The organism is Psychrobacter sp. AOP7-A1-24 (assembly GCF_052376235.1).
Classification (GTDB): domain Bacteria; phylum Pseudomonadota; class Gammaproteobacteria; order Pseudomonadales; family Moraxellaceae; genus Psychrobacter.
In genome coordinates, this window is sequence record NZ_JBQSVM010000011.1 from 1 (window position 1) to 24,805 (window position 24,805).

Here is a 24,805-nt window from a genome sequence, read left to right on the forward strand (position 1 = left end):
CATCAAAAATTTATTTTACTACTGAGTTATTATGTCTTCTCGTACTACAGCGTCCTCTCGCACGACCACTTCTTTGTACCATATGATCTGGGCACATTATCGCCTACCTTTTCTAAAAGTCATTCTGCTGAACTTGGTCAATGCCGCTGTCAGCGTCGGTATTATCGCTTACATCAATCACACTTTTATTAGTCAGCCTGTGTTTGATACCTTGTCTTGGCTAAGTTTGGCGCAGTTCTCGCTGCTAGTGATATTGTTACTAGTGACGACTTTTTTATCGCAGTATGCATTGACACGACTGGGACATCGGTTTGTTTATGAGCTCAGAACAAAACTGGTCAAACAAATTATCGATACCACCGTGCCACAGATAGACCATTTAGGTAGTGCGCGATTACTGGCCAGCCTATCATCTGATATCCAATCTATTACCGTAGCCTTCGTTCGTATGCCAGAACTGGTACAGGGCATTATATTGTCTGTTGGCGTGGGATTATATTTGGGCTGGCTGTCATTGCCATTACTGTTTATTGTTATGTTTTGGATTGTAATGACTATTTGGATAAGCACTATCTTAGTCAAGCATGTCTATACGCATTTAACAGAATTGAGAGAGATTAATGACGATTTATATCAAGACTATCAATCGATTATAGAGGGTCGTAAAGAGCTGGCTCTTAACCAGCATCGAGCAAAAAAACTGTATACAGATGATTTTTTAGCCCATGCCAAATCGTATGAAAAGACCGTAACCAAGTCTGATACCTTTCATTTATCAGCGGTGAACTGGTCCAATATTATGATGTTCGCATCAATTGGTATCGTGTTTGCTGTGGCCAATTATCTTGATATATCGATGGGAGTTGCTACTACTTTTTCTTTGACCATTTTGTTTATGCAGTCACCGCTTTTACATGCTGTAGGTGCATATCCAACATTGCAGACTGCTCAAGTTGCACTAGAAAAGATACAGTCTTTAGAATTGTCCGAGCATCAGCCGAATTTCGCGACCGATGCGGTTGCTAAGAACTGGCAATCTATCTCATTAAATGATATCAGTTATCGCTATGTAGGCAGTAGTAATGCATCGGACACAGCGATTAATGATAATGATCAAAATAGTGATAACAATCAGAATCCTGTCAATAATATCTTAAAGTCTGTCAATTTAACCCTACAACGAGGCGACGTGGTTTTCTTAATCGGTGCGAATGGTAGCGGCAAATCCACTCTTGCCAAAATAATAACTGGTATCTTCACCCCTACCATAGGGACGGTACAAGTCGATGGACAAGTCGTCAATTCAGAAAACAATACCGACTTTAGACAGCTGTTTTCTGCAATTTTTAGCGACCAGCATTTATTTAAGCAATTGATTGGAGATCAAGGCAATGAGCCTGATGCGGCCCTAGTCTCTGACTGGCTACATAAGCTCAATCTACAAGAAAAAGTTAGTGTGGCTGACCATAAGCTCTCTACAGATAAGTTGTCACAAGGTCAGCGAAAACGCTTGGCAATGCTAATCGCCGTCGCTGAACAGAAGGACATATTACTACTCGATGAGTGGGCAGCTGACCAGGACCCTGCCTTTCGCCGCGTGTTTTACCAGACGCTCATTCCTGAGTTAAAAGCCATGGGTAAGACACTGTTTATCATCAGTCATGATGATGGTTACTTTGAGCATGCCGATCGATTATTACTGATGAAAGAAGGCCGTCTCATTGAGCTAAATGCTGAAGAGCGACAGCGTGCTAGTAAAGATGCCATTGCTATGCTCAAGTAAATAAATAAAGCTATAACTGCATGTATTACTGACCGCTCAGTTTTAAGCCCATAAAACGTTTGATCAACTTTAAGCTAAATAGCAGTTAATCTGAGCAGTTTTTGAAATAATCCGTTCTTAAAATAAGCTATTTTTAAGCAAAAAAGGAGCGCCTGATATTAAGGCTCTCCTTTTTTGCTATAGAGAACAACAACACCCTACCATTCGTTTACTTCAACAACTTCTGTAAAATCCCAACACGAGAAATCACCAAAAAATCTAATAGCGCGATAGCCACAATCGCGATAATAGCAGTCGGGAATATGACAGCCACAACTAATAAAGGAATGGCAAGCGGCCACCAAACGGAAACATCTGAGCTGCGAGCTGGCGGGTTTAATCCTACGCTATCGCTTGCATGACGAGGGCGACGCTGCCACCACATAATATAACCACTGATACAGATAGCGATGACTGACAGACAAAACAAGACGTTGGCCAACACACTCCACCATCCGAGCGTCCCCATATGCAGCGCGATACCAGCCGCCATGAATTTACCAAACGCGTTGTAATCATCGAAATGAATATCAGCCAAAACATTACCCGAATAGCGGTCGATATGTACCGTACGATCTGCTGTCGGACTGCTCATATCATAGCTCATTGAATCTTGGCTAATGGTCCAGACGCCTGTATTACCTTGTGGTAGGTTAAGCTGATAACGCCCTACAAAACCGATTTCACGAGCGTAGCGATCCACCGTATCAATCATAATAGGTATGTTGGCGGCGATACCATCTTTACCCATCGTTGTGCCTGACACAGGCATCGGCGTCGACTCAAGTACCCAAGGAACTTCCTTAGTGTCGCCCGAGTTTAGGACGCTGCCATGCGTGGGTGCTTCAGTATGCGCTTCAGACGCTGCCGCGCCATGCACATGCGGCTCTGGTGTGGACTCTTGCATAGCAGCATGTTGACTGTGATCAATGGATACTGGAACAGGTGCAACGCCCCACTTACCCGCAGGAAACTGGCTCCATGATTGCACCACTCTTTCGCCCCATATACCTGCCCATGCCATGCCTGATATGCAGAAAAACAGTAGCAGCACAGAGATCCAGCTGCCCAATGTCGCATGAATAGTACGGATAAAAGAGCGTTTTTTCTTGTTGGTTACCCTCTCGTTAGGTATCAACATGGCTTTAACTGACTGACGTTTTTGCCCCCACAAATACCAACCAGACAAAATCATTAAAATAGTCAATGAGGCAGCGGTTTCTAGTAGATAGTCACCAACCTTACCAATTAACAAATCACTATGAATATTATTGAACGTATTATAAAGACCGCTACTAGTAGGCTCACTTTGGACGATGTCAGCTGTATAAGGATTAACTGCCACCATATTACTTTGGTCGTCTGATTTTATCTGAAACAAAGCCACTGTATCGGTATCACGAGGAGCGATATATTTAACCAGTGTGCTATCAGGCAAGGTGCTCAGCGCGTTCTTTGCTTGAGTAGAGACAGGTGCCTGAACCGTAGACTCTGGCACAGCAATCGTCAATCGGTCGTTGTCACGTCCTGCTGTGTTAGACATAAACAGCATACCGAGGGCTGTGACAGCCAAAACAATTAAAAAAGGCGCTACAAACATGCCTGAATAAAAATGCCAGCGCCATACCGTGAAATAGCGCTGGTTACTGGTGGATTGGTTGGATGGTGTGTCCATAAATGTGACCTTAAACAATCTTTGGTTGCTCAATGAACAACGTAAACCTATCGATAATAGTGATATATCTGCTTGCCAGACCAGTTTTAAGTAGTCTTAAAGCGAGCTAGAATGAAATCGTACAGTGACATCAATACAGCAATATAAAACGTTACTGTAAATAACTGTGTTCGGAATGCTGCTGCATAATACGAGAAAAATCTGACAAAAACCATCGTTTAAAACGCATTGTTTAAAACAGTAAGTCTGCGTGACACCATTCGCAACACTTTATCTCCAATCTTTTTTAAGCCCTACAAATACTTCTAAAAACTGTCCCGTTGTAATTTTTTAATGATAGTAATTATCGTTAGTGTTATCATTAGCGACGTTATAATATGCTTCAACTGTTACACATAATATTTAATTATTTTAGTCCAAAAGGAAATCTGATGCGGTCTCAGCTAACTACCAACGTCATTCGCAAAAAATATCTCACCACCGCAGTACAAATTGGCTTAATCATGGGTATGAGTCATGCCGTTTACGCTGCAGAGACAACAAACAATATTGAAAACGATGAGGTTGCTACACCGTCAGCGACCTTAGACGCTATTACCGTCTACTCAGATGGCTATCGTAGTACTGGCACCAAGACTGCATTGGATCCAAACGATGCACCAATGAGTTATACCAGAATCGATCAAGAGCTATTACAAAAGCGTCAGGCAGACAGCGTCGATGCTGCACTACGTTATGAGCCGGGCGTAAGCTCTGAGAGCCGTGGCACAGTATCTGTCTTTGATGAGTACAATATCCGCGGGTTTAAAACTTATTCAAACTTCTATGACGGGCTAAGACTACCTTATGATGGTGCATGGAATCTAATGCCTCAAGTAGATATCTATGCGACTGAAGCAGTAGAAGTCGTGAAAGGCTCTGCCTCTTCCCTGTATGGCTATGCCGCACCAGGTGGTATGGTCAACCAAATAGCCAAAGCGCCTAAAAGCACTCAAGAGAATGAAGTACAGCTACGACTCGGTAATCAAAACCTAAAAGAAGTGGCTGTCGATAGTACAGGCCCAATCACAGATAATTTAGATTATCGATTTGTTGCGCTAACGCGCCAAAAAGATGGTCAGATGGAAACCACGGAAGAAGAGCGTTTATTGGTAAACCCATCGCTCAAATGGCAAGCGACAGATGATGTGTCCGTGCTTGCTAATCTTTATTATCAAGACGATCCTGATATGGTTCCCTCTACCCCCTTACCTGCTGTCGGCACTGTCTACAATGCAAGCTATGGCAAGCTCGATAGCGATGCCTATGCAGGCGATGAATGGAATAAATTTAGCAAAGAAGTATTTATGCCAAGCGTCACCGTAAACTGGGATATCAATGATCAATTAACTTTTAAACATATCACGCGCTATACCGATTCTGAAGCAGAGCAGCGTAATATGTATAACAGTGAAGGTTTTGTAGAGGGTAGTGATACGATTCTCAATCGCGTGGCATATACCACGGATGAGAGCATGAATAACTGGACTACTGATAACCAGCTTGCCTATAAATTTGATACCGCTAACACTTCGCATAACTTATTGTTCGGTGTTGAGTATCAAGAGACAGATAGCACTGCTGATTACTATGATGCTGGTGCAGATGGCACACCAAATCTTGATCTATCTAATCCAGATTTCTCACAAATCAACGCTAATACTCTGCCATTAGATGCTTATCGTCAAGAGGAAGATATCGAACAAAGCCAGCTTGGATTTTATGTGCAAGATGAGATGAAGTGGAAAGATCTAACAGTCGTAGCAGGTCTACGTCATGACAATTTTGACAGTAATACTGATCAAACCAAAGCTACTGAAGGCGTCATCTATAGCGACAAAACGATTGACAATGATGCGTCAGAAACCAGTGGTCGCTTCGCTGCCATTTATGATTTTGATAATGGTCTATCGCCGTTTGCAAGCTATTCTCAGTCGTTCCAGCCAGTGGTCGGTAGTAACTTTATTACTGATGAGCCGTTTGAGCCAACCACAGCCGATCAATTAGAAGCTGGTGTTAAATATTTGTCTCCAGATCGTGCCACTCAAGGAACGCTTGCGATATTTGATATCACACAGAAAAATGTTGTGGTATCAGATTACGTCAACTATAGAGATCAGACCCAAACTGGTGAAATTGAATCGAAAGGCTTTGAGATATCAGGTAGTCGCATGCTCAATGACTGGGTAGACGTGGCCGCAAGCTATAGCTACACCGATGCTGAAATTACAGAAGATGAATTCAATCCTGATGTGGTCGGCAATACTCCTGCTCAAACCGCCAAGCACAAAGCCACGCTATGGGCAGACTACTATGCGACAGACAAACTCACGCTCAACGCTGGTGTTCGCTATGAAGACGGTATGCAGATTGATAAACAAAATACAGATGAGCTACCAAGTGTGACCTTGGTCGATATCGGCGGCAGTTATCAAATCAACCCTATGCTGGCGGTAGGAGCTAGTGTCAACAACCTGTTTGACAAAACCTATGTCGGTGCGTGTTACGACATCAATAACTGCTGGATGGGACCTGAGCGCCAAATGTCAGTCAGTCTAAAAGCAAGCTTCTAATAAATTTTACAAACAGTGGGTTGGTTATAGTATTAGCAGGCCAATCCGCTGTTCGAAGGAAAGCACAATATGGCAAAACCTACTCCAAGAGTACTAGAGGTTATCGACACTAAATACATTACGCCAAATATGTGCCGTATCACATTTGGTGGTGCTGGTATGGTTGATTTTCCGACTGATCAAGAAAGCGCTTATATCAAACTGATATTTCCTCAAGGTGACGATATCAAGCCATTGATGCGTACTTATACCATCATTGCCCAACGTGATACTGAGATTGATGTTGATTTTGCTTTACATGAGACAGAAGGACCTGCATCGGTATGGGCACGAAATGCGCAAGTCGGTGATCAGATTCTGATAGGTGGCCCAGGACCAAAGAAACTCATCAACAATGAAGCAGATTGGTTTTTGTTAGTCGGCGATATGACCGCGCTACCTGCAATCACCGTCAACTTAGCTCAGTTGCCTATGGATGCTCGCGGTTATGCAGTACTTGAAGTGACGACTGAGGCAGATCGTCAAACGCTCAAAAAACCAGAGAACGTCAAGGTACATTGGGTGATTAATGCTCACCCAAATGCAGACGATAGTCCTTTACTGAATTGCGTCAAATCATTGAGCTGGCTTGAAGGGCAACCTGCCGTTTGGGCGGCGTGCGAATTTCATAGTATGCGTGCACTGCGTCAGTACTTCAAAGTTGAGCGCGCAATACCAAAGACGCATTTATATGTGTCTAGCTACTGGAAAGTCGATAGCACAGAGGATCAACATAAAGTCGTCAAAAGTCAGGATGCGCAAACGGAAGAACAGTAAATACGTATTTCGCAACAAAAAAAGGTGGAGCTAATATTAGCCCCACCTTTTTTATCACTTGCTGTTTATCACAACTCAGCAGTCTTCATACTATCTACTTTTCCATCACTCTTACTAATCGTCAGTCCCGTAAACCCAAATAACAGCGTCAGCAATAATGACAAATAACAGAAGAACGCATAAGGCAAGTAATCTAATACCGGCACCCCTAATGCCTGACTGATAAACACCCCGCACACACTCCACGGTACTAATGGATTAATCACCGTCCCTGCATCCTCAATCGTCCGTGACAAATTCTTTGGATCTAAATGCAAGCGCTCAAACGTTGAACGAAAGGCCGTACCTGATAAAAGAATACTCAAATACTGCTCACCGATTAATACATTGATGCTCAGCGCCGACATCGCTGCCGCAAAGATAGCTCGTCCTGATGTCGTCAATGTGTCTTTAATACCAGATAATAGTGCTGGCAGAATCCCTAGTGCCGTTAATAGACCACCTAAGCTTAATGCTAGTATCACAATCGCTTGGGTAAAGAACATACTCTGTACACCGCCGCGTGACAGCATACCACCTACTTCACCTAACTCTAATGACTCAGCAGGGGCATAGCCTGCAAACAGATAGCCGCCTAACTGACCAAAGCTTGGTGAGCTATGTACATAAGTAATGACAAGTGCCGCTGCTATGGTACAGATAATCGTATAGATCGCATTAACCCGAAACAGTGCCAATCCTACCAATATTACAAAAGGCAGTACCGAATACCCATGTACCAACCCACTGTCTATCAGCTGACCTTGTAGTATAGTCACTTGACCAAGATCAGAGCCTGACGTCTGTCCTGAGAACATCCAAAACAATATCACTGTCAGTATCCATGCAGGGACTGTTGTATACATCATATTGCGAATGTGCTCAAACAGATCGATACCAACAACGGAAGAGGCAATCGTACAAGTATCAGACAAGGGAGACATCTTATCACCGAAGAATGCGCCTGATACCACTGCCCCTGCTGCGATTGCCACATTGGCATCAAAGGCATTACTCATGCCAATAAAAGCTACACCCAAAGTCGCTGCAGTGGTCAAACTACTGCCCAAGGCAATACCAATAATAGAGGTCAGTACAAAGGCAGAGATATAATAATACTCAGGAGAGATGAGCTGAAATCCTACATACATGAGGGTAGGAATCGCCCCTGACATCATCAGAGCAGCGACCATAAGGCCAATAAAGAAGAACAGGTAGATGGCACCGATACCACGCATGACACCTGAGGCCATTTGGGCTTGTAGGTCATCAAAGCTTAGACCTTTAACCATACCAATAGCCAGTAGCACACAGATAGCTAAGATAAGAGACAAGTGTGGCACCCAGCCAAAGCCGATCATGGTGATGCCCATAATACCGATGACGATGGTAGATATGATAAAGGCAAGCTTGGCGCTGATGATGGTGAGAGGGGTTGGTGGCATGACACATCCTTAAAATGCCAGCAGACACTGGCACTAGATTGGGTTTAATTTTGGTGGTGAAAGTATGAATAAATTGGTTTGCTAACCAAAAACCGACTACTTACCCAGTAAGTCATCGGTCTTAGCTGCCATGATAAAATCATTGCGATGCAAACCTTTGATACTATGCGACCACCAAGTGACCGTAGCCTTGCCCCACTCTACTAATATACCCGGATGGTGCCCTTCTGCTTCAGCGACATCTGCCAGTTGATTGGCAAATGCCATCGCTGCGACGAAGTTTTTAAATTTATACTGACGCTGTAACTGCTGAATCCCATCCACCTCAATCAATGACCAATCAGGAATTTGCGGTAGTAGTTCCTGTGCTTCGGCTTCATCAACTTTCGGTGCGCCAATTCGGCAAGCTTCGCAGCTGTTTTGTGATAGTGCTGTCATAATAAGTTCCTTTTAAGTTGTTTGTTTTTGATAGCTGTTTTTTTAATACTCGTACATCCGTGTTGAAATATCTGTACCGCTATTTTAATACTCCGTACTGAAATGCTGGTTTTCATGTTTGATTTTGCATTGACGTCTTTAACGAGTTTTTTCTGGATAGGTTGGCTCAAACAGTCCAAGCGACATAGCCTGTTTGACCGTCCCCATGATGTCACTATTGACGATATCAAATAAGATATCTAGTTCATCTATAACATAGTAAATTGGTTGTATCTGATCGATACGATAAGGCGTACGCAATACATCGAGCAAATCAAACGCTCGGTGTTCTGGTTGGCGCTCTACTTGATGTGGGCTTTCACCTTGCTGATCAGAATGCTCTTTAAGCGCGTAGACCGTTTCAGAAGGTGAACTCAATATACCGCCGCCATAGATTCTACGATTTTCCACGCGACTGCCGACCAATCCAAACTCAATGGTAAACCAATAAAGCCTTGCTAAAAACCAGCGCTCCTCTTTGGTTGCGCTAAGACCAAGCTTGCCATACGTCTCATTAAAAACTGCAAACGCTGGATGAGTCAATAGTGGACAATGCCCAACGATTTCATGAAAGATATCAGGCTCTTCGATGTAGTCCATGTCATCGAATCGACGAATGAAGGTCGCTACAGGAAAGGACTTATTGGCTAATAATTTAAAAAATTTACCAAAACTGATGAGTGCAGGTACAGCTGCGGTCTGCCAACCTGTGGTCGCTTGTAATATCTCATCGATATCATGCAGTTGCGGGATATGCGTCGTCGGTAGGTTTAACTTGGTCAAACCATCTAGATATGCGGTACACGCACGATTAGGCGTTTGTGCCGCTTGACGTGCAAGCAGCGCTTGCCACATCGCATGCTCATCCTTACTATAGTGAATATGACCATGACTATCTGGCTGGTGCGAGATGTAGGGCTGCTTTTTATTTGTCGCGTTAGAATGACTGGACGCATCATCGCTTTGTTTATTAGTAGTAACGCTATTGGCACCGATGGCGGTATTGAGAGAATCTATCTGTGATAGGCGTTCCATGCCTGTATTCCTTTTATCGCAATGAGGGCATTACCTTGTATTCGTGCTTGTAGGTAATGCACTTATTAAGGACAACACAAACTCCTTTTGTCTTGTCCATTTATGAAACGTGGTCTAAGCGTTAGACAATATTATAGGGTTTCAGTCTCTGACTGCCCGACTGTACCGCGACGTACTTGGTCACGTTCTATCGACTCAAATAATGCCTTAAAGTTGCCTTCACCAAAGCCATCCGCATAATCGCCTTTACGCTGAATGAACTCAAAGAACACTGGGCTACCCAAAATAGTTTCAGAGAAAATCTGTAGTAGCAGGCGCGGTGCACCGCCTTCTGTCGTACCATCTAACAAAATACCGCGCGTTTGCAAGTCGGCGACATTTTCACCATGATTTGGCAAACGCTCGCTGAGCATTTCATAATAGGCAGCATTTGGTGCAGTCATTAGCGGAATGCCAGCCGCTTTTAGCTTATCGATACTGGCAAACAAATCATCACTGGCTAGAGCAATATGCTGAATACCTTCACCATTGAAGTGCATTAGATACTCTTCGATTTGACCACCACCCTGCTTGGCTTCTTCATTTAACGGAATGCGGATTTTGCCATCAGGTGCGGTCATGGCTTTACTGGTCAATCCTGTGTACTCACCTTTGATATCAAAGTAACGAATCTCGCGGAAATTAAAGATACGCTCATAGAATTTTGCCCAGTACGCCATGCGTCCACGATAGACGTTGTGGGTTAAATGGTCGATCACTTTGAAACCATAGCCGACAGGGTTTCTGTCGATATCTGCAAAGAACTCGAAATCGACATCATAGATAGATTCGCCATCTTTATAACGGTCAATCAAATAGATCAATGAGCCACCGATACCTTTGATAGCGGGCAATCTAAGCTCCATTACACCAGTTGGTACATCTACTGGCTGCGCACCCATTTCCACGGCACGCTCGTACGCTTTTTTGGCATCTTTTACCCGAAAGCCCATGCTACAAGCACCAGCACCATGCTCTTCAACGAAGTAACTGGCTTGGCTTTTTGGCTCACGGTTTAGAATAAGGTTGATATCACCTTGGCGATATAGAGCAACGTCTTTTGAGCGATGATTGGCGACATGAGCAAAACCAAGCTGCTTAAACAATGCGTCGACCGCATCAGGTTGTGAAGAGGCGAACTCGACAAAATCAAATCCATTTAGTCCCATTGGGTTGTCAAATAAATCTGCCATTGTAATTATCCTTAATTTCAATTGGTAATAGAAAGTCGATGAGTAGTAAAAGTCGATAAAACGATTGGTAATCAATCTTTATTGTTGACGTTGTATTTATATTAGATTAGCTTTATTTATAAGACTAATTGTTTTTTATGATTTATTTATTAGGTTTACTTATGAATATCAGCATTCGCCAATTGACCGCATTTATCAAAGTCGCTGACAACGGCAGCTTTACTCGTGCCAGCGAACAGATGTATTTGACCCAATCTGCTGTCAGTGGATTGATTAAGGAATTAGAGACTGGCCTAGGTATCGTGTTGTTTGATCGCACCACTCGCCAATTGTCATTATCCGCAGTGGGACGGCACCTGCTACCACAAGCGCGCCGCATCTTAAATGAGATGCAGCTGTTTGAAAATGAAGCAAGTAGCTTGACCAGTTTGGCGCAAGGTCAGGTGCGCTTGGCTGTGTCACAGTTCGTGGCGTCTTCCCTACCTGCTGTCATCGCCCAATTTTCTAAAGAATATCCAAATATCGGCGTCTCACTATTGGACTGCTCAGCAGAGAATTTGCTCAAGCATGTCCAAGATATCGAAGTTGATTTGGGCGTTGGTACCGAGCTTGGTATCTTCGAGGCAGAAGATGATATCGGTGCTGACTTGTTGTATCAGCTACCATTTTGTGTGGTTATGCCAGACAATCATGCACTGACACAAAGAGACGAAATTACTTGGCAAGATTTATTAGAGACGCCGCTAATTACCTTACAAGGTCCATTCCTTGATCAAGTAACCGCAGAGCTTGATGACGCTATATCCGATCACGTCCATCAGGCCCGCTACAAGGTGAACTTTATGTCCACCGCGCTTGAGATGACGCGACAAGGTTTTGGTATCACGCTGTGTCTGCCCTATATGCCTGAAGTTATTGATTGGGTTAGTGCCAATGGCCTGTTGATGCGCCCGCTCACTCAACCGGTCAAAATGCGTCAATTTTTTATCTATCAGCGTGCTTCAAGGGCGCTTTCTCCGGCGACGATTGCTTTTAAGCAGTTTTTGCAAAATTATTTTGCTACCCATTATAACGACCTGCATCACTCTGAATCATCGTCTACCGAATGACCGATAGCATTTAAAATGTGTTTAATAGACAGATAAACAATCTATTTGGATATTTATTTTATTAATTGCGTCATATAACTCACTATCGTATTGAGTTCGGCCGCAATTTGCTCTATGATTTTCTGCTGCTCGATTTATATTTTTATAAGGAAATGGCATGTTTGAACGTATCGATTATTACGCTGGTGATCCAATCTTAGGTCTTATGGAAAAATACTCAGCAGATAACAATCCTAATAAGGTCAATTTAGGCATTGGTATTTATTACGATGAGAATGGCGTATTGCCTGTACTTGACTGTGTAAAAACAGCCGAAGAGCGTATTGCGGATCCAATCGCACCGCGTCCGTACTTGCCAATGGCAGGTCTACCAGGTCACCGTAAAGGCTGTCAGGAATTATTATTCGGCAAAGACGCACAAGTTTTAAAAGATGGCTTAGTAGCCACTATCGCCACAATCGGTGGTTCTGGTGCGTTGAAAGTTGGTGCTGAATTTATCCATACATGGTTTCCACAAGCTAAGTGCTATGTGAGCGATCCTACGTGGGGTAACCATATTGCTATCTTTGAAGGCTCTGATGTAGAAGTGGGTAAATACCCGTACTACGACAAAGCTAACAGCAGCATCAAATTTGATGAAATGATTGCGTTTTTTGAGACATTGAACAAAAACGACGTTATCTTGCTACACCCATGCTGCCATAACCCAACTGGTATGGATTTAACCCAAGCGCAATGGGACACCGTACTCGATGTCGTTAAGGCTCGTGAGCTGATTCCATTCATGGACATCGCTTATCAAGGGTTTGGCGAAGACATGGATAGCGATGCTTACGCTATTCGTAAAGCGGTTGAGATGGGCTTGCCATTGTTTGTCAGCAACTCATTCTCTAAAAACTTGTCGTTATACGGCGAGCGTGTCGGTGGCCTATCAGTTGTCTGTCCAACTGTAGACGAAACCGAACGCGTATTCGGTCAACTCAATGCAATGGTACGCCGTATCTACTCAAGCCCACCGTCGCACGGTGGTCGCGTGGTTGATATCGTCATGAACGACGACCAACTACATGAGCAATGGGTCAGTGAAGTTTACGCCATGCGTGACCGCATCAAAGCCATGCGTCTAAAGCTAAAGTCAGTATTAGAAGCTAAAATTCCTTACCGTAACTTTGACTACATCACTCGTCAAAACGGTATGTTTAGCTTTACTGGCTTGACGCCTGAGCAAGTCGAACGTCTACAGACTGAGTTTGGTATCTATATGGTTTCTAACTCACGCATGTGTGTGGCTGGACTAAACACCAGCAACATCGATTATGTGGCAAATGCGATGGCAGACGTCTTAAAAGACTAATTAAGCTAATCTGCTTAATATCTTGCTCAAGATGTAATTTTATAAAAAATAAACGCGGACAAGAAAGGCTGAGCGATTGCTCGGCCTTTTTTTGTGCCTAGCATTTCGTCAACACCATTTAGTTATAACCATTCAATCACAACGCTGGCAATAAATTTTCAAAGAAGCTTTTTGCAGAAGACATTGCACAAAAAACTTGCAATCCACATATCAATAAATTACATTATACGTAAGTAATTAACTATAACGTAATTAACAATTTATATTAGCAAGGAGCAAATCATGTCAACGATTGACAGCACCCTCACCTCTTTTATCGATATCGCCACTGACTCTGACTTTTCTATTCATAATCTTCCTTATGGCATCTTTAGCGAGACCAAAGATGCTGCTGGTGATAACCAGTGTCGTGCAGGCGTTGCCATCGGTGAGCATGTACTTGATTTATCTGTATTAGAGACAGAAGGGTTATTAAGTTTGGATGGAGGTCCTTACTTCAACCAGCCTACTCTAAACGCTTTTATTGACTCTGGTCGAGACAATTGGACCAAGGCACGCAAGACTATTCAGACATTATTGTCTAACGACAATGACACCTTACGTGACAATGCAGACTTGCAAAAAAAGGCATTGATTAAACAAGCTGACGTCACCATGCATTTGCCAGTTCAGGTACCGGGCTTTACCGATTTTTACTCCTCAAAAGAGCATGCAACCAACGTTGGTACCATGTTCCGTGACCCAAATAATGCTCTGCTACCTAACTGGACCGAAATGCCAGTTGGCTATAACGGACGTGCCAGCACCGTCGTCGTCAGTGGGACTGATATCGTACGTCCATCAGGTCAGCTAAAGCCTAGCCCTGATGAGCGTCCTATTTTTTCTGCCTGTAAGCGTTTAGATTTTGAGTTAGAAACAGCTTTTGTCGTTGGTAAAGGCAATCATATCGGTCAGCCAATTGCCGTAGATGAGGCCGCTGACCATATCTTTGGCATGGTGCTACTTAATGACTGGTCAGCCCGAGATATTCAAAAGTGGGAATATGTACCTTTAGGTCCATTTAATGCCAAAACATTTGCTTCTGAGGTTTCCCCTTGGATTGTCACCATGGATGCATTAGCACCATTTAGCACGGCTTGTCCAACGCAAGAGCCAAAGCCACTGGCTTATCTAAATGAAAAAGCGAGCGACAACAGCTTTGATATCAATCTGTCAGTCGAACTACTACCCAAAAATGCAGAAACAGCGACGGTCATTTGCGAGACCAATTTTAAATACATGTACTGGTCAATGGCACAGCAACTTACTCACCACACCATCACTGGCTGCAAAGTAGACGTTGGTGACATGATGGGCTCAGGCACGATTTCAGGGCCAACGCCTGACTCTTATGGCTCGATGCTTGAGATCGCTTGGAATGCTACCAAACCAGTCACACTAGAAGGCGGCGAGACTCGCAGCTTTATCGAAGATGGTGACACCGTCATTATGAAAGGCTATAGCGAAAAAGATGGCATACGTGTTGGCTTTGGTGAAGTGCGCGGCAAAGTACTACCAGCGCTTAGCTTTGATTTTGATAAATAGCATTGAAGAAATAACACATACAGAGAAATGGCAAAATAGGCGTGAAAACTCTCATGCAGGCTGATAGGAAGACAAACGCATTCACCTACTCATTGTTATGTGAATAAAGCCAAATGAGTGACACGCCTTATCAAAAGGATATTGATATGAGCTTTCAAATTGAGAAAATCCATCATGTGGCTTATCGCTGCAAAGATGCCAAAGAAACCGTTGAATGGTACAAAAAAAATCTAAACATGGATTTTATTTTGGCCTTCGCAGAAGACCATGTGCCTTCGACCAAAGCCTTTGACCCTTATATGCACGTCTTTTTGGACGCTGGTAATGGCAATGTTTTAGCGTTTTTTGAAGTACCCAACCAACCTGAGATGGGCTTTGATCCTAATACCCCAAGCTGGGTGCAGCATTTAGCACTGAAGGTTAAAGATCGTGACGAGCTAATCGTTGCCAAAGAGCACCTAGAAAATGCAGGCATCGATGTCATTGGCGTGACCAATCACGGTATATTCCACTCTATTTACTTCTTTGATCCCAATGGTCATCGTCTAGAGTTAACCTATGATGATCCCACCTCAGAAGATAAAGTCTCGATGATTACGGATACCATCAAGCAAGACATGCTAGACGAATGGTCTCGTACCAAACGCGCCCCAGCACATACTCAGTTTTTGCATAGTGATGAGTTGGCAGAAGCACGCGAAGTTGCTCCTGTCGGTGAATAACTAATTTTTCACTCCGTTTACTGTCTTTTTACCTGATCAATCAACCAACGCTTTGAACCTAAGTGTACTGATTGACGACTCGACCTATGCCTTAGGTATCAATAAGTAGTAAATAATATCTCCCCATCATGAAAGGACTCTATGATGAAAATAAGAACCCCTCTAGGAATATTTTTAGCCGCCTCGATTGCGATGATTGGCTGCTCTAATAACGACCAAACAGCAGGCACGTCTACAGATGCAGGTGAAGTGACAACGTTACGGTTCTCTCATTTTATGACCGCCACTGACAATATAAACACCGAAGCATTAGAGCCATGGGCAAAGAAAATTGAAGCAGACTCAAAAGGCCGCTTAAAGGTTGAGATTTACCCTTCTGCGACACTTAGCAAACCAGGCGCTACCTATGACGCTACGGCGAAAGGTAGCGTGGATATTGGTATGCAAGCACAAGGATATACAGCAGGGCGATTCCCTTTGACTCAAATTGTAGAGCTGCCAGGTATCACACATACCGCACAGCAGCAGAGCTGTATACTTCATAAACTATATGATGAGGATGTCATTAAAGACGAGTATGCAGACACTCACTTGCTCGCTTTAATAGGGACTGGACAAGGCGCGCTTCATACGGTTGATAAACCGATTCGCACGCCAGCTGATATGAAGGGTCTGCGTATTCGTCAGCCTTCTGCGGTTGCAAGCCACATTATCGAAGCGACTGGTGCTGCACCTGTCGGCATGCCTGCCAGTGATACTTATACCTCTCTACAGCGCGGTGTCATTGACGGGCTTAGCTTTACTTGGCAGCCCATTCAAGCGTTTCGCCTTGATGAGCTGATCAATACGCACACCAACATCCCTTTTTATAACTCCACCTTTGTGATCAGTATGAACAAAGAGAAATATAATAGTTTGCCTGATGACCTTAAAAAAGTAATCGATGACAATTCTGGCGCAGAGATGGCAGCAAGTGTCTCTAAAGTATTTGACGTCAGCAATGCCAAAGCAATGGCGGCTGCCAAAGAAAAAGGCGATATTATGATTGATATCCCTGACCCACTTAATGATCCAGATTGGAAAGGCCCGTTAATGGAAGGTTCTCAACATTACCTTGATGAAGTAAATGCGACTGGCCTAGATGCTGACAACGTATACGAAAAAGCAAAAGCGGCCAGTAGCAACTGTATGGTCTAAAGAATAGATATCAGATGACTAGTGCGTGAATTGAAGCCATGTCCTAGCTTAAAGCGCAAATACTGGCTAAGCAATTTGATAACGCTGCGCTATCGCCAGTATTTGCTCAACCACGTTATGTTGCTCGCTTATTGGCAGTTGCTCTGTCGTTCCAATAATAGTGATAGCGTATTCTAACGATAAATTTTCGCTAGTAGCTTTATCACTACTTATGGGTGGTTTAGCAGTAATATTGGTAAGCTGTGGCAATATCACAGGTAACGTAATGGCATTAATACCCATAAGCATATCGCCAGTCACTACTGCATAACCCTGAGTACGAATTTTGGCTTGCAGCTGGGTAAAATCCTGCCACTTCTCGGTCACATCTGCTGCATTGTTCGTATGCCATTCAGCTGTGACCAGTGGCTGAATGACAGCATCAGGTTGATAACTGGCAAATAACTGTCCTGTAGCCGACGTCGTCAGAGGCATACGCGAGCCAATGCGAGTGATGATGCTAATCGGGCTATCTGGCTCAACGGACTGAATAATAATGGGACCTTCGCTAAACCACTTGGCAATTTGCACACCGCAGTTTAAGGTGTCTTTGATTTCGTTAGCCACCTGCGTGAGACGTGCCAATAGATTGTTTTGGTTGAGTTCAGTATGTCCTAATGATGCCAATGCATTGACTCTATCGCCAAGCCCATAGCGACCATCATCAAGCTTACGCGCGTAGTTTTTACGGATGAGACTGACCAAGTAACGATGGGATTTTGCTGGGTGCATTTGCATGGATTCAGCGATATCTTTTAACATCATGGGCTCATTGCGATCGATTAGCACATCGAGTATCGACAGCCCAATCTCAAGCGACTGAACCCCACTTTGGTTTTTATTGGTAATAGAACTGTCTACAAGGGTTTTATCTGCTGGCATGATTTGCTCGATTCTGATGTACTTGGTTATTTTTAATGATGGTTTACTTGTTAATAGTTTTTCGATAGCGGCTTGCTCGATCAAATATCAATGAGACACAGATCCTACTTCAGTAATATTTATCTTTATAAAAACATATCAACATAAGGACATGGACAATGATGACACTTTATGGCTACTTTCGTAGCAGTACCTCTTACCGTACTCGTATCGCTATGAACCTAAAAGGCTTAGATTACGATGATATCACGGTCAATTTGGCACAGGATGAACAGTTAGAATCTGCTTTCAAAGCGATTAATCCGCAAGGATTAGTGCCTGTCCTACAAGCTGATGATTTATTATTATACCAAAGTCCAGCTATCTTGGAGTGGTTAGAAGAGATCTACCCTGAGCATCCATTATTGCCTGACGATGCTGCTGGGCGTATGCAGGTACGAGCGCTGAGCGCCATGATTGGTTGCGACATCCACCCCATTAATAACCGCCGCATTTTACAGTACCTACGCAATGAGCTATCGGTAGATGAAGAAGCTGTGATTGCATGGTGTAATCGCTGGATCAGTGAAGGGTTTGCCGCTTTAGAGACACGCTTAGCGGCGGATAACAATCGCGGACAATTCTGCTATGAAGACAGCCCGACTCTCGCAGATTGCTATTTAATCCCGCAAGTCTCTTCTGCTCGCCGCTTCAAAGTAGATTTGAGCGCGTACCCCAGTATTGTCGCTATTGACACTCATTGCCGTACGCTGACAGCATTTGCAGATGCCGATCCTATGATGCAGCCTGATGCACCGAAACGTGATGCCTAGTTTTAGACAGTTTTTATAGGATACTTATCTTTTTATCTGCTAGGTAGCACTATCTGAACCACCAACCCTTGAATACCATCTTGGCGGTTATGAGCAATGATATATCCTTTGTGCGCCATAACTACTGCATGGACAATAGCCAATCCAAGACCATAGCCGCCAGTATCACGGTGCCGAGCAGTATCGAGCCGCACGAAGGGATGGAAAATACGCTCTAAGTCTTTGTCTGCAACACCGCCACCTTCGTCTGTTATATTAATCTGAACGGCTGGTACCTTGTTGTCCATCTGTATTGCCTTTATTTCAGCAATCACTGTCGAACCCGCTGCCGTGTGCATAAAGGCATTGCGAATGACGTTTTCAAGTGCGCTATATAATTGCTCTGCATTTCCTTGAACTGTCCAAAATCCTTCCGAACCATCTAGTGCTGAGCCTACAGGCGGTTTCCATTGCCAATACACGTCTTTATGTTGAAACTCGAAGCAGACATCCTCTCCGATATTACTAATAATATCCGATATATCGACTGCCTCACTCTCCAGATTATCAACGGTATATCGCTGCATTTGTAGAGACTGAATATGGATAATCTGTTCAATTAGCTCATTCATCCTTGTAGACTCTTTGTCAATACGGTCTAAATAACGATTGGCATTGGGCGCAAAGTCCCGAGTCAGTTCAGTCGCTACATCCAAACGAGCAAGTGGCGAACGCAGCTCATGTGAGATATCACTAAGCATTTGCTTGCGTGCCAGCTCACTGTCAACCAGCCTCGTCGATAGATGGGCAACGTCCTTTGCCAGTAGACCTAGCTCATCCCCACCCATCTTAGACAGTTCTGGGTTGGCTTGGTAATTACCATCAATCATACGATGTACTGTATTTTGTACACGGCCAATTCGCTTGGTCAGCGTACGACTGAGCCATATACAAACCAATACGCTAAAGATAACGATCAATAGCAAACGTATCGGAAAATTACCTTGATGTAGCTCTACCACGTCTGAAAAACGCAATTGCGGGCGCAACTGTATGATGATTGACTGACCATCAGGTAGTTCAACAGACATATCGGCCAGTTCAGGACGAGTATTGATATCAACTTCTGCTGCACTACTTGCTGTTTTTGGCTTTAGGAATTCTCGCCAAAAAGGCGGCTCATTTCTTGGTCTCTCATTATCATGTTCATGTAGTCTATTGTCAGCGTTGAGACTTTCCGCGCCATTAGAGTGATCATCAACGCTAGGTGATCTAGGCGACGCTGGTCGCATCGGTTGTATCGCATGATCCATTATTTGCCGACCAGTTTGCAACGGTCTTTGCGCACGATCGTCTTTGTCACGATAACGCGGGAATATGATAGCGCCTCGCTCATCATAAACTCTGATTTGATTCATCAACTGGCGGTCTTGACGATACATCTGCCTTACAGACTCTACATCACCAGCCCGTAACGACGCGACCATCTCTTCACGCTTTATCAATAGGCTATCGATTTGTATATCCATACGAGAAATCAGATCTTTTTCAACCAACCAGCGCTCTACCACGATAGACAATACAGAGGTAATTAGAATCGTCAATAGTAGGCTCAGAAACAGACGCCAAAATAGAGTAATTCTCACCTTAAACTTAGGTGTTTTTTTGAGGGTCTGCTCAGAATCTTTCATCGATATGTTCGTCATTACAGCACCAGTTGATAACCTTTTCCGCGCACCGCTTTTATTGGCTCATCGTGAAAAGGTTGAAGTTTTTTGCGTAAGCGAGATACATGCACATCAAGGCTACGATCAAATGGCTGCAACTCACGCTGCAAGACATTTTCTGACAGCCATGCCTTGCTCACCACCTCCCCTTTCTGTTTGAGTAAGGCCACGAGCAGATCAAACTCAGTACCAGTAACTTGTAACGGCACCCCATCTATCTGACAGGCACGTTGGTTTTGATCAAGGTGCAAACGACTCTCAGGTAATGGGGTATGCTCTGATGCGGTCGTATTAGTCCGTTTAATCACTGCATTGATACGCGCCAGCAGCTCTCTAGGGTTACAAGGTTTGGTGATATAGTCATCAGCACCAAGCTCTAGACCAATAATACGGTCAATCTCTTCCCCTTTTGCCGTCAGCATAATGACAGGAATATCGATAATGTTTGGTAATTGACGCAGGACACTCAGCCCATCCAGTTTCGGCATCATAATATCGAGCACGAGTAAATCATAGACCGTATCTTCGTGTGCCAATGCTTTGAGTCGTTGTATGACTGCTGCGCCATCATGCACGCAGTCGCAACGAATGCCGTGATTGTCCAAATACTCTTGCAATAACTGGGTTAGCTCTTCATCGTCATCACCTATCAGAATGTTTGGCATGCTTTGCTCCTTTAATTTTTATTTATCTCTATTTAGCCCAATTGATCTATAACAATCATAATATAAGAAAACCGTATACAAATGACGCTGTGATGTGGTCAGCAGATCGATGTCATAATATTTTATTATTAGTAGACTGTAGTTAACCACATTATCAGGCAAGCACTTGCCAATTTACCGAAAACGTTACTTTTCTTAATACTTCATAAATGTTCGTAACCTTCAACTGTCGTAATATACTTCTATCAACTGCAAGTAGTGCATCTCTAAGATATTGATCATGACAAGTGATAACGTTCAACAGATGATACTTGTGAGATAAAAATTTAGTGTTTATTAAATCAAACTCAACACAATCAAGGATATTATGATGAAAAAATTACTATTAGGCTCAGTATTAGCAGCTTCTAGCATATTGACAGTGACTGCTTGCACTAGTGTGAATGCGACCACTGATACAACGCCAACAGCGCAAATGCAAAAGAATCACAAAGATGGCGCGATGAAAGGCCCAATGTCCAAGCTAGATCTAACAGCGACACAGCAAGCGCAAATCAAAGCCATCATGCAAGACAAACGTAGCGATCGCACTGCTAATCGTGCAAAGCATCAAGCAGAACGCGCGCAAATGGGTCAGCAGATAAAAGCGCTAACCAATGCCAGCACTTTGAATACTGCTGCCTTGAACCGTTTGGCTGATCAACAAGCAGCAAAAGAAAAACAGCGCTTTATCGAGCGTGTACAGACACAACATGCCATCGCTCAAGTGTTGACCGCTGAGCAACGTGCGAAGATGGAACAGATGAAATCAGAGAAACAAGAAAAAGGTCGCAAGCATTCAAAAGATCGTAAAGGCCATGGCAAACAGCATCAAGGTATGTAGATTGTCATCCATAGGCTGATTGGTCGTAACCTTTATTCATCAAGCCTATCGCTTTACTACCTATCACTTTAATTATAGAAAAAGCGCATCGTGTAAACGGTGCGCTTTTCGATTTCCTATATTTACTTTCAAACTAATCTTAAATTTTGATTAATTTTAAGAACTCTTTTTCTGCAAGAATTTTAATATCCAGCCCACTCTGTATCAACTCTTCTACCTTTCGATGCTTACTGCTTTTTTCATGACCTGCTAGTAATGTTAGGTCCTGAGAACCAACTACAAGATAATTTAACTTTTTTGAAGCACCTGCTTTGACATTAAAACCATTTTTAGCTGCTATGTCAGCAATCTCTGCTCTACTAATACTAAGATCTCCTGTAAAACAAATATTAAGACCTGCATACCTTCCTGACTCACTCCCTACCTTCGTTATATTACTTGGATAACTTCTACTATTAAGACGTCTTTTCTGGTGAAAAATACGATTATAGTTACTATCTGTCAACCAATCATGAATTGATAGACTATTTTCTCTGAGGATAGTTACCGTTATAAAGCCGCATGCTTTAGCATCTTCAAGTGCATCGTGATGGTTAAATTGGTAATTCCACTCTTTACATACATTTGCCAGACTATAGCCTTTTACTGCGAAACGATGACATGTTCTACGTACTAATACAGTTGCATCTACCCACTGTAACTCTGGTACTGGTAGTTTGTGAGCTTCTAAGCTTTTGATCAAAGCTCTTTGATCAAAATTAGTGTAGCTAACGAGAATGTTGTCGCCAATAAACTTTAGTATCTGTCCATATATATCGTACATAGACGGCGCATCTCTTACCATACTGCTAGTAATCCCATGTACTTCTACATTTTGACTACTAAAAGAAGTTTGGGGTAATACTAAAGTGCAGTAGGTATCAATTAACTTACCGTTTAAGTATTTTGCTAGACCTATTTGACAGATAGACCCTACATCGCTATTAGCGGTTTCAACATCAATGGTAACAAAGTTCACTATATATTCCTCAATACATTAGGCCCACTCTAAATTACCTTTAACTACTCGACCGAACTAAAACTTTCTTTAACCATCGGCAACATGTTAAATACCATTTTACCTACTCCCGTGCCATTTCCGTCTTGGTAATACTGCAACAGCTCTGGAGCATACTTTCGTAAATCAATACTATTACTAGCGTTCGGCGTCTGCACATCACTTGGCAGATTGGGGAATGCCAGGTCCTTAGTGCTAATAGCGGAATACTGCTGTAACACATCTATCCTCATACCTTCTTTGTTGTTCGCTTCGCTAGTATTATCTAGCTGACGACGTAAGTGCTCCCATTTAAGTTGACCGCGTTTATTAAACCCGTACATTTCCTGTACTTCTGTACTGGCAATGGCCTCGCCTGTCGTTGCTTCCTCGTTCATTTGGCCTTTTATCATAGCCAGTATTTTTTGCACAACAGACTTACTGGTAAATGCCTCTGGATTTTGAATCGACTCAAACGCTGTCATCGGTTCGGGTTCTTGTACCAGCTCTGGATATTGTGCACTGATTCGATTGTAGAAAATCTGCATATATTTCTGTTGCGACGCTTGATAATCCTCAAAGCTTTGTACTCGGCGGATGATTTGAGCGCTTGGTAGCATAGCCGATAACTGGTGCGCGGGCAGTTTTGGAGACAGTGACGCAAGCGAGCTAGGGGCAACATAATTAAATTGGCTAACAGGGGCCGCGTCATAAGTTGCATCTAACGCTGCAAAGTGACTTTTGATCACCTCACCACCAAACCCTTTAGGCAACGTACCATCGTCAATAGCTATTTTTAACCACTTGTTTTGCCATTTTGTACCGAGTTTATCGTCTAATAATTCTGAGTTTAGAATCGCAAAATTATCTGCCCAGAGATAAATATCGCCGTTTTTAAAATCTATATAAATAGGCTGATTGATACTGCTGTGATGGTTGCGTGCTTGATACTGCGCACTAGCGAGCATCGTAGCCTTACCTGCCATCGGTTGGTAGATACCTTGAGAATCGATAGAGAGCGGCTTTAATAGATACTCATCTAATAACTGTGCTTCCTTTTTATCTAGCGGTCTCTGCGTATCCTCATAATTGTCGAATAGCGCTTGATAATCTGGTGCTACTTTTACATCGCTATCGTATTGATGGTCATCCCATGCTTGATAGGCATCTGCGCATTCAAGATATGACTGCTTTATACTATCACGCTTAGTATCGTAATCTGCCGCTAGAATATCTTTGTTTTGCTGTTCGGCTTGCAAGACTAAAGCAGCATACGCTTGGTCATGTGCTTCTTCGCAGTGTTCGCCTACATAGTCTGCAGCCGCCATTTTCTCAGTACCAGCATCAGCATCTTGAAATTGTTGATTATTAACAATTTCAAGATTGCCATGGTAGCTAAGGGATTGACGACGCTGTTTTTGTAGTGCTGTCTCTAATGTTTTTTTAGCAACGCTGGGTGCTTGTTTTACAGCTACTGCGTTAGACTGGCCCAAGTTGGTAGACTGGCAACCTGTTAACAACAGAGCCCCTGTCAAAAATGTGCTGGTTATCAGCAGATTGCTTTTATTCTTTAACGGCAGACGTTGTGCAATGGCATGATGTACTGTTTTCATTTTTTATCCTTAATAGGTATGAGCGTAAATGCAATGAGATGATGTCTTTC

20 protein-coding genes are annotated in these 24,805 nt (G+C 43.2%); 10 read left to right on the forward strand and 10 right to left on the reverse strand.

Translation table 11 applies throughout. From position 1 onward, the window contains the following. Positions 1-31 precede the first annotated feature (31 nt). The gene (locus ACT3QQ_RS05545; RefSeq protein ID WP_444522117.1) at positions 32-1,783 is read left to right on the forward strand and encodes a multidrug ABC transporter permease/ATP-binding protein; all 1,752 of its coding nucleotides are present in this window, start codon (positions 32-34) and stop codon (positions 1,781-1,783) included. 208 nt (positions 1,784-1,991) lie between these two features. Here ACT3QQ_RS05545 and ACT3QQ_RS05550 read toward each other — a convergent pair whose 3' ends face one another. Next, entirely contained in the window at positions 1,992-3,497 is a 1,506-nt protein-coding gene (locus ACT3QQ_RS05550; protein ID WP_444527222.1) for a PepSY-associated TM helix domain-containing protein, read from the reverse strand. Positions 3,498-3,928: 431 nt separating this feature from the next. Between ACT3QQ_RS05550 and ACT3QQ_RS05555 the strand changes: the two genes are divergently transcribed. Then, positions 3,929-6,109 carry a TonB-dependent siderophore receptor gene (locus tag ACT3QQ_RS05555; protein WP_444522115.1) on the forward strand — a complete coding sequence of 727 codons (2,181 nt, stop codon included), beginning with the start codon at positions 3,929-3,931 and terminating at the stop codon, positions 6,107-6,109. Positions 6,110-6,178: 69 nt separating this feature from the next. After that, positions 6,179-6,925, forward strand: a complete 747-nt coding sequence (locus ACT3QQ_RS05560) for a siderophore-interacting protein (protein WP_444519791.1) — start codon at positions 6,179-6,181, stop codon at positions 6,923-6,925. A gap of 68 nt (positions 6,926-6,993) precedes the next feature. Here ACT3QQ_RS05560 and ACT3QQ_RS05565 read toward each other — a convergent pair whose 3' ends face one another. The 4 genes from ACT3QQ_RS05565 to hppD form a co-directional block, all read right to left on the reverse strand. Continuing rightward, entirely contained in the window at positions 6,994-8,409 is a 1,416-nt protein-coding gene (locus tag ACT3QQ_RS05565) for a Na+/H+ antiporter NhaC family protein (RefSeq protein ID WP_444527223.1), read from the reverse strand. A 96-nt stretch (positions 8,410-8,505) separates the two neighbouring features. Next, positions 8,506-8,847 (reverse strand): 4a-hydroxytetrahydrobiopterin dehydratase, encoded by a 342-nt coding sequence (locus tag ACT3QQ_RS05570; RefSeq protein ID WP_444522113.1) that lies wholly within the window; start codon positions 8,845-8,847, stop codon positions 8,506-8,508. A gap of 138 nt (positions 8,848-8,985) precedes the next feature. Then, complete coding sequence (gene phhA / locus ACT3QQ_RS05575) at positions 8,986-9,921, reverse strand: phenylalanine 4-monooxygenase (protein ID WP_444527224.1); 936 nt, start codon at positions 9,919-9,921, stop codon at positions 8,986-8,988. Positions 9,922-10,052: 131 nt separating this feature from the next. Next, positions 10,053-11,153, reverse strand: coding sequence for a 4-hydroxyphenylpyruvate dioxygenase (gene hppD, locus ACT3QQ_RS05580; protein ID WP_444527225.1), 1,101 nt, complete (start codon positions 11,151-11,153; stop codon positions 10,053-10,055). Between the two features lie 161 nt (positions 11,154-11,314). Between hppD and ACT3QQ_RS05585 the strand changes: the two genes are divergently transcribed. The 5 genes from ACT3QQ_RS05585 (at position 11,315) to ACT3QQ_RS05605 (ending at position 17,119) form a co-directional block, all read left to right on the forward strand. Continuing rightward, a complete protein-coding gene (locus tag ACT3QQ_RS05585; RefSeq protein WP_444527226.1) occupies positions 11,315-12,262 on the forward strand; it encodes a LysR substrate-binding domain-containing protein in 948 nt (315 codons plus the stop codon). Positions 12,263-12,419: 157 nt separating this feature from the next. Further along, the gene (locus ACT3QQ_RS05590) at positions 12,420-13,616 is read left to right on the forward strand and encodes an amino acid aminotransferase (protein ID WP_444527227.1); all 1,197 of its coding nucleotides are present in this window, start codon (positions 12,420-12,422) and stop codon (positions 13,614-13,616) included. Positions 13,617-13,898: 282 nt separating this feature from the next. Continuing rightward, a complete protein-coding gene (fahA, locus tag ACT3QQ_RS05595) occupies positions 13,899-15,200 on the forward strand; it encodes a fumarylacetoacetase (protein WP_444527228.1) in 1,302 nt (433 codons plus the stop codon). Between the two features lie 146 nt (positions 15,201-15,346). Then, positions 15,347-15,922 carry a VOC family protein gene (locus ACT3QQ_RS05600; protein WP_444519783.1) on the forward strand — a complete coding sequence of 192 codons (576 nt, stop codon included), beginning with the start codon at positions 15,347-15,349 and terminating at the stop codon, positions 15,920-15,922. 144 nt (positions 15,923-16,066) lie between these two features. Then, positions 16,067-17,119: a TRAP transporter substrate-binding protein gene (locus ACT3QQ_RS05605; protein ID WP_444527266.1), complete on the forward strand. Its 1,053-nt coding sequence runs from the start codon at positions 16,067-16,069 to the stop codon at positions 17,117-17,119. Between the two features lie 66 nt (positions 17,120-17,185). On the opposite strand, the gene ACT3QQ_RS05610 is transcribed toward ACT3QQ_RS05605, so the two are convergent. Further along, on the reverse strand, positions 17,186-18,040 hold the full coding sequence (locus ACT3QQ_RS05610) for an IclR family transcriptional regulator (RefSeq protein WP_444527229.1): 855 nt from the start codon (positions 18,038-18,040) through the stop codon (positions 17,186-17,188). A gap of 161 nt (positions 18,041-18,201) precedes the next feature. Between ACT3QQ_RS05610 and maiA the strand changes: the two genes are divergently transcribed. Further along, positions 18,202-18,852: a maleylacetoacetate isomerase gene (gene maiA, locus ACT3QQ_RS05615; protein ID WP_444527267.1), complete on the forward strand. Its 651-nt coding sequence runs from the start codon at positions 18,202-18,204 to the stop codon at positions 18,850-18,852. Between the two features lie 32 nt (positions 18,853-18,884). On the opposite strand, the gene ACT3QQ_RS05620 is transcribed toward maiA, so the two are convergent. Both ACT3QQ_RS05620 and ACT3QQ_RS05625 read right to left on the reverse strand, forming a co-directional pair. Next, entirely contained in the window at positions 18,885-20,522 is a 1,638-nt protein-coding gene (locus tag ACT3QQ_RS05620) for an ATP-binding protein (RefSeq protein ID WP_444527230.1), read from the reverse strand. 14 nt (positions 20,523-20,536) lie between these two features. Continuing rightward, a complete protein-coding gene (locus ACT3QQ_RS05625; RefSeq protein ID WP_444527231.1) occupies positions 20,537-21,223 on the reverse strand; it encodes a response regulator transcription factor in 687 nt (228 codons plus the stop codon). Positions 21,224-21,590: 367 nt separating this feature from the next. On the opposite strand from ACT3QQ_RS05625, the gene ACT3QQ_RS05630 reads away from it, so the two are divergent. Continuing rightward, positions 21,591-22,106 carry a Spy/CpxP family protein refolding chaperone gene (locus ACT3QQ_RS05630; protein WP_444527232.1) on the forward strand — a complete coding sequence of 172 codons (516 nt, stop codon included), beginning with the start codon at positions 21,591-21,593 and terminating at the stop codon, positions 22,104-22,106. Between the two features lie 139 nt (positions 22,107-22,245). On the opposite strand, the gene ACT3QQ_RS05635 is transcribed toward ACT3QQ_RS05630, so the two are convergent. Then, entirely contained in the window at positions 22,246-23,124 is an 879-nt protein-coding gene (locus ACT3QQ_RS05635) for an exonuclease domain-containing protein (RefSeq protein WP_444527233.1), read from the reverse strand. A gap of 44 nt (positions 23,125-23,168) precedes the next feature. Beyond that, positions 23,169-24,755 carry a hypothetical protein gene (locus ACT3QQ_RS05640; RefSeq protein WP_444527234.1) on the reverse strand — a complete coding sequence of 529 codons (1,587 nt, stop codon included), beginning with the start codon at positions 24,753-24,755 and terminating at the stop codon, positions 23,169-23,171. Between the last annotated feature and the right edge of the window lie 50 nt (positions 24,756-24,805).

What these genes read in the sequence shown, in the direction of transcription:
- ACT3QQ_RS05605 (WP_444527266.1), top strand. Translation starts at nt 16,067, where the DNA reads ATGAAAATAAGAACCCCTCTAGGAATATTTTTAGCCGCCTCGATTGCG.
- ACT3QQ_RS05640 (WP_444527234.1), bottom strand. Translation starts at nt 24,755, where the DNA reads ATGAAAACAGTACATCATGCCATTGCACAACGTCTGCCGTTAAAGAAT.
- ACT3QQ_RS05610 (WP_444527229.1), bottom strand. Translation starts at nt 18,040, where the DNA reads ATGCCAGCAGATAAAACCCTTGTAGACAGTTCTATTACCAATAAAAAC.
- ACT3QQ_RS05620 (WP_444527230.1), bottom strand. Translation starts at nt 20,522, where the DNA reads ATGAAAGATTCTGAGCAGACCCTCAAAAAAACACCTAAGTTTAAGGTG.
- ACT3QQ_RS05630 (WP_444527232.1), top strand. Translation starts at nt 21,591, where the DNA reads ATGATGAAAAAATTACTATTAGGCTCAGTATTAGCAGCTTCTAGCATA.
- ACT3QQ_RS05565 (WP_444527223.1), bottom strand. Translation starts at nt 8,409, where the DNA reads ATGCCACCAACCCCTCTCACCATCATCAGCGCCAAGCTTGCCTTTATC.
- ACT3QQ_RS05585 (WP_444527226.1), top strand. Translation starts at nt 11,315, where the DNA reads ATGAATATCAGCATTCGCCAATTGACCGCATTTATCAAAGTCGCTGAC.
- ACT3QQ_RS05560 (WP_444519791.1), top strand. Translation starts at nt 6,179, where the DNA reads ATGGCAAAACCTACTCCAAGAGTACTAGAGGTTATCGACACTAAATAC.
- phhA (WP_444527224.1), bottom strand. Translation starts at nt 9,921, where the DNA reads ATGGAACGCCTATCACAGATAGATTCTCTCAATACCGCCATCGGTGCC.
- ACT3QQ_RS05550 (WP_444527222.1), bottom strand. Translation starts at nt 3,497, where the DNA reads ATGGACACACCATCCAACCAATCCACCAGTAACCAGCGCTATTTCACG.
- ACT3QQ_RS05590 (WP_444527227.1), top strand. Translation starts at nt 12,420, where the DNA reads ATGTTTGAACGTATCGATTATTACGCTGGTGATCCAATCTTAGGTCTT.
- maiA (WP_444527267.1), top strand. Translation starts at nt 18,202, where the DNA reads ATGACACTTTATGGCTACTTTCGTAGCAGTACCTCTTACCGTACTCGT.
- ACT3QQ_RS05570 (WP_444522113.1), bottom strand. Translation starts at nt 8,847, where the DNA reads ATGACAGCACTATCACAAAACAGCTGCGAAGCTTGCCGAATTGGCGCA.
- ACT3QQ_RS05545 (WP_444522117.1), top strand. Translation starts at nt 32, where the DNA reads ATGTCTTCTCGTACTACAGCGTCCTCTCGCACGACCACTTCTTTGTAC.
- hppD (WP_444527225.1), bottom strand. Translation starts at nt 11,153, where the DNA reads ATGGCAGATTTATTTGACAACCCAATGGGACTAAATGGATTTGATTTT.
- ACT3QQ_RS05555 (WP_444522115.1), top strand. Translation starts at nt 3,929, where the DNA reads ATGCGGTCTCAGCTAACTACCAACGTCATTCGCAAAAAATATCTCACC.
- ACT3QQ_RS05625 (WP_444527231.1), bottom strand. Translation starts at nt 21,223, where the DNA reads ATGCCAAACATTCTGATAGGTGATGACGATGAAGAGCTAACCCAGTTA.
- fahA (WP_444527228.1), top strand. Translation starts at nt 13,899, where the DNA reads ATGTCAACGATTGACAGCACCCTCACCTCTTTTATCGATATCGCCACT.
- ACT3QQ_RS05600 (WP_444519783.1), top strand. Translation starts at nt 15,347, where the DNA reads ATGAGCTTTCAAATTGAGAAAATCCATCATGTGGCTTATCGCTGCAAA.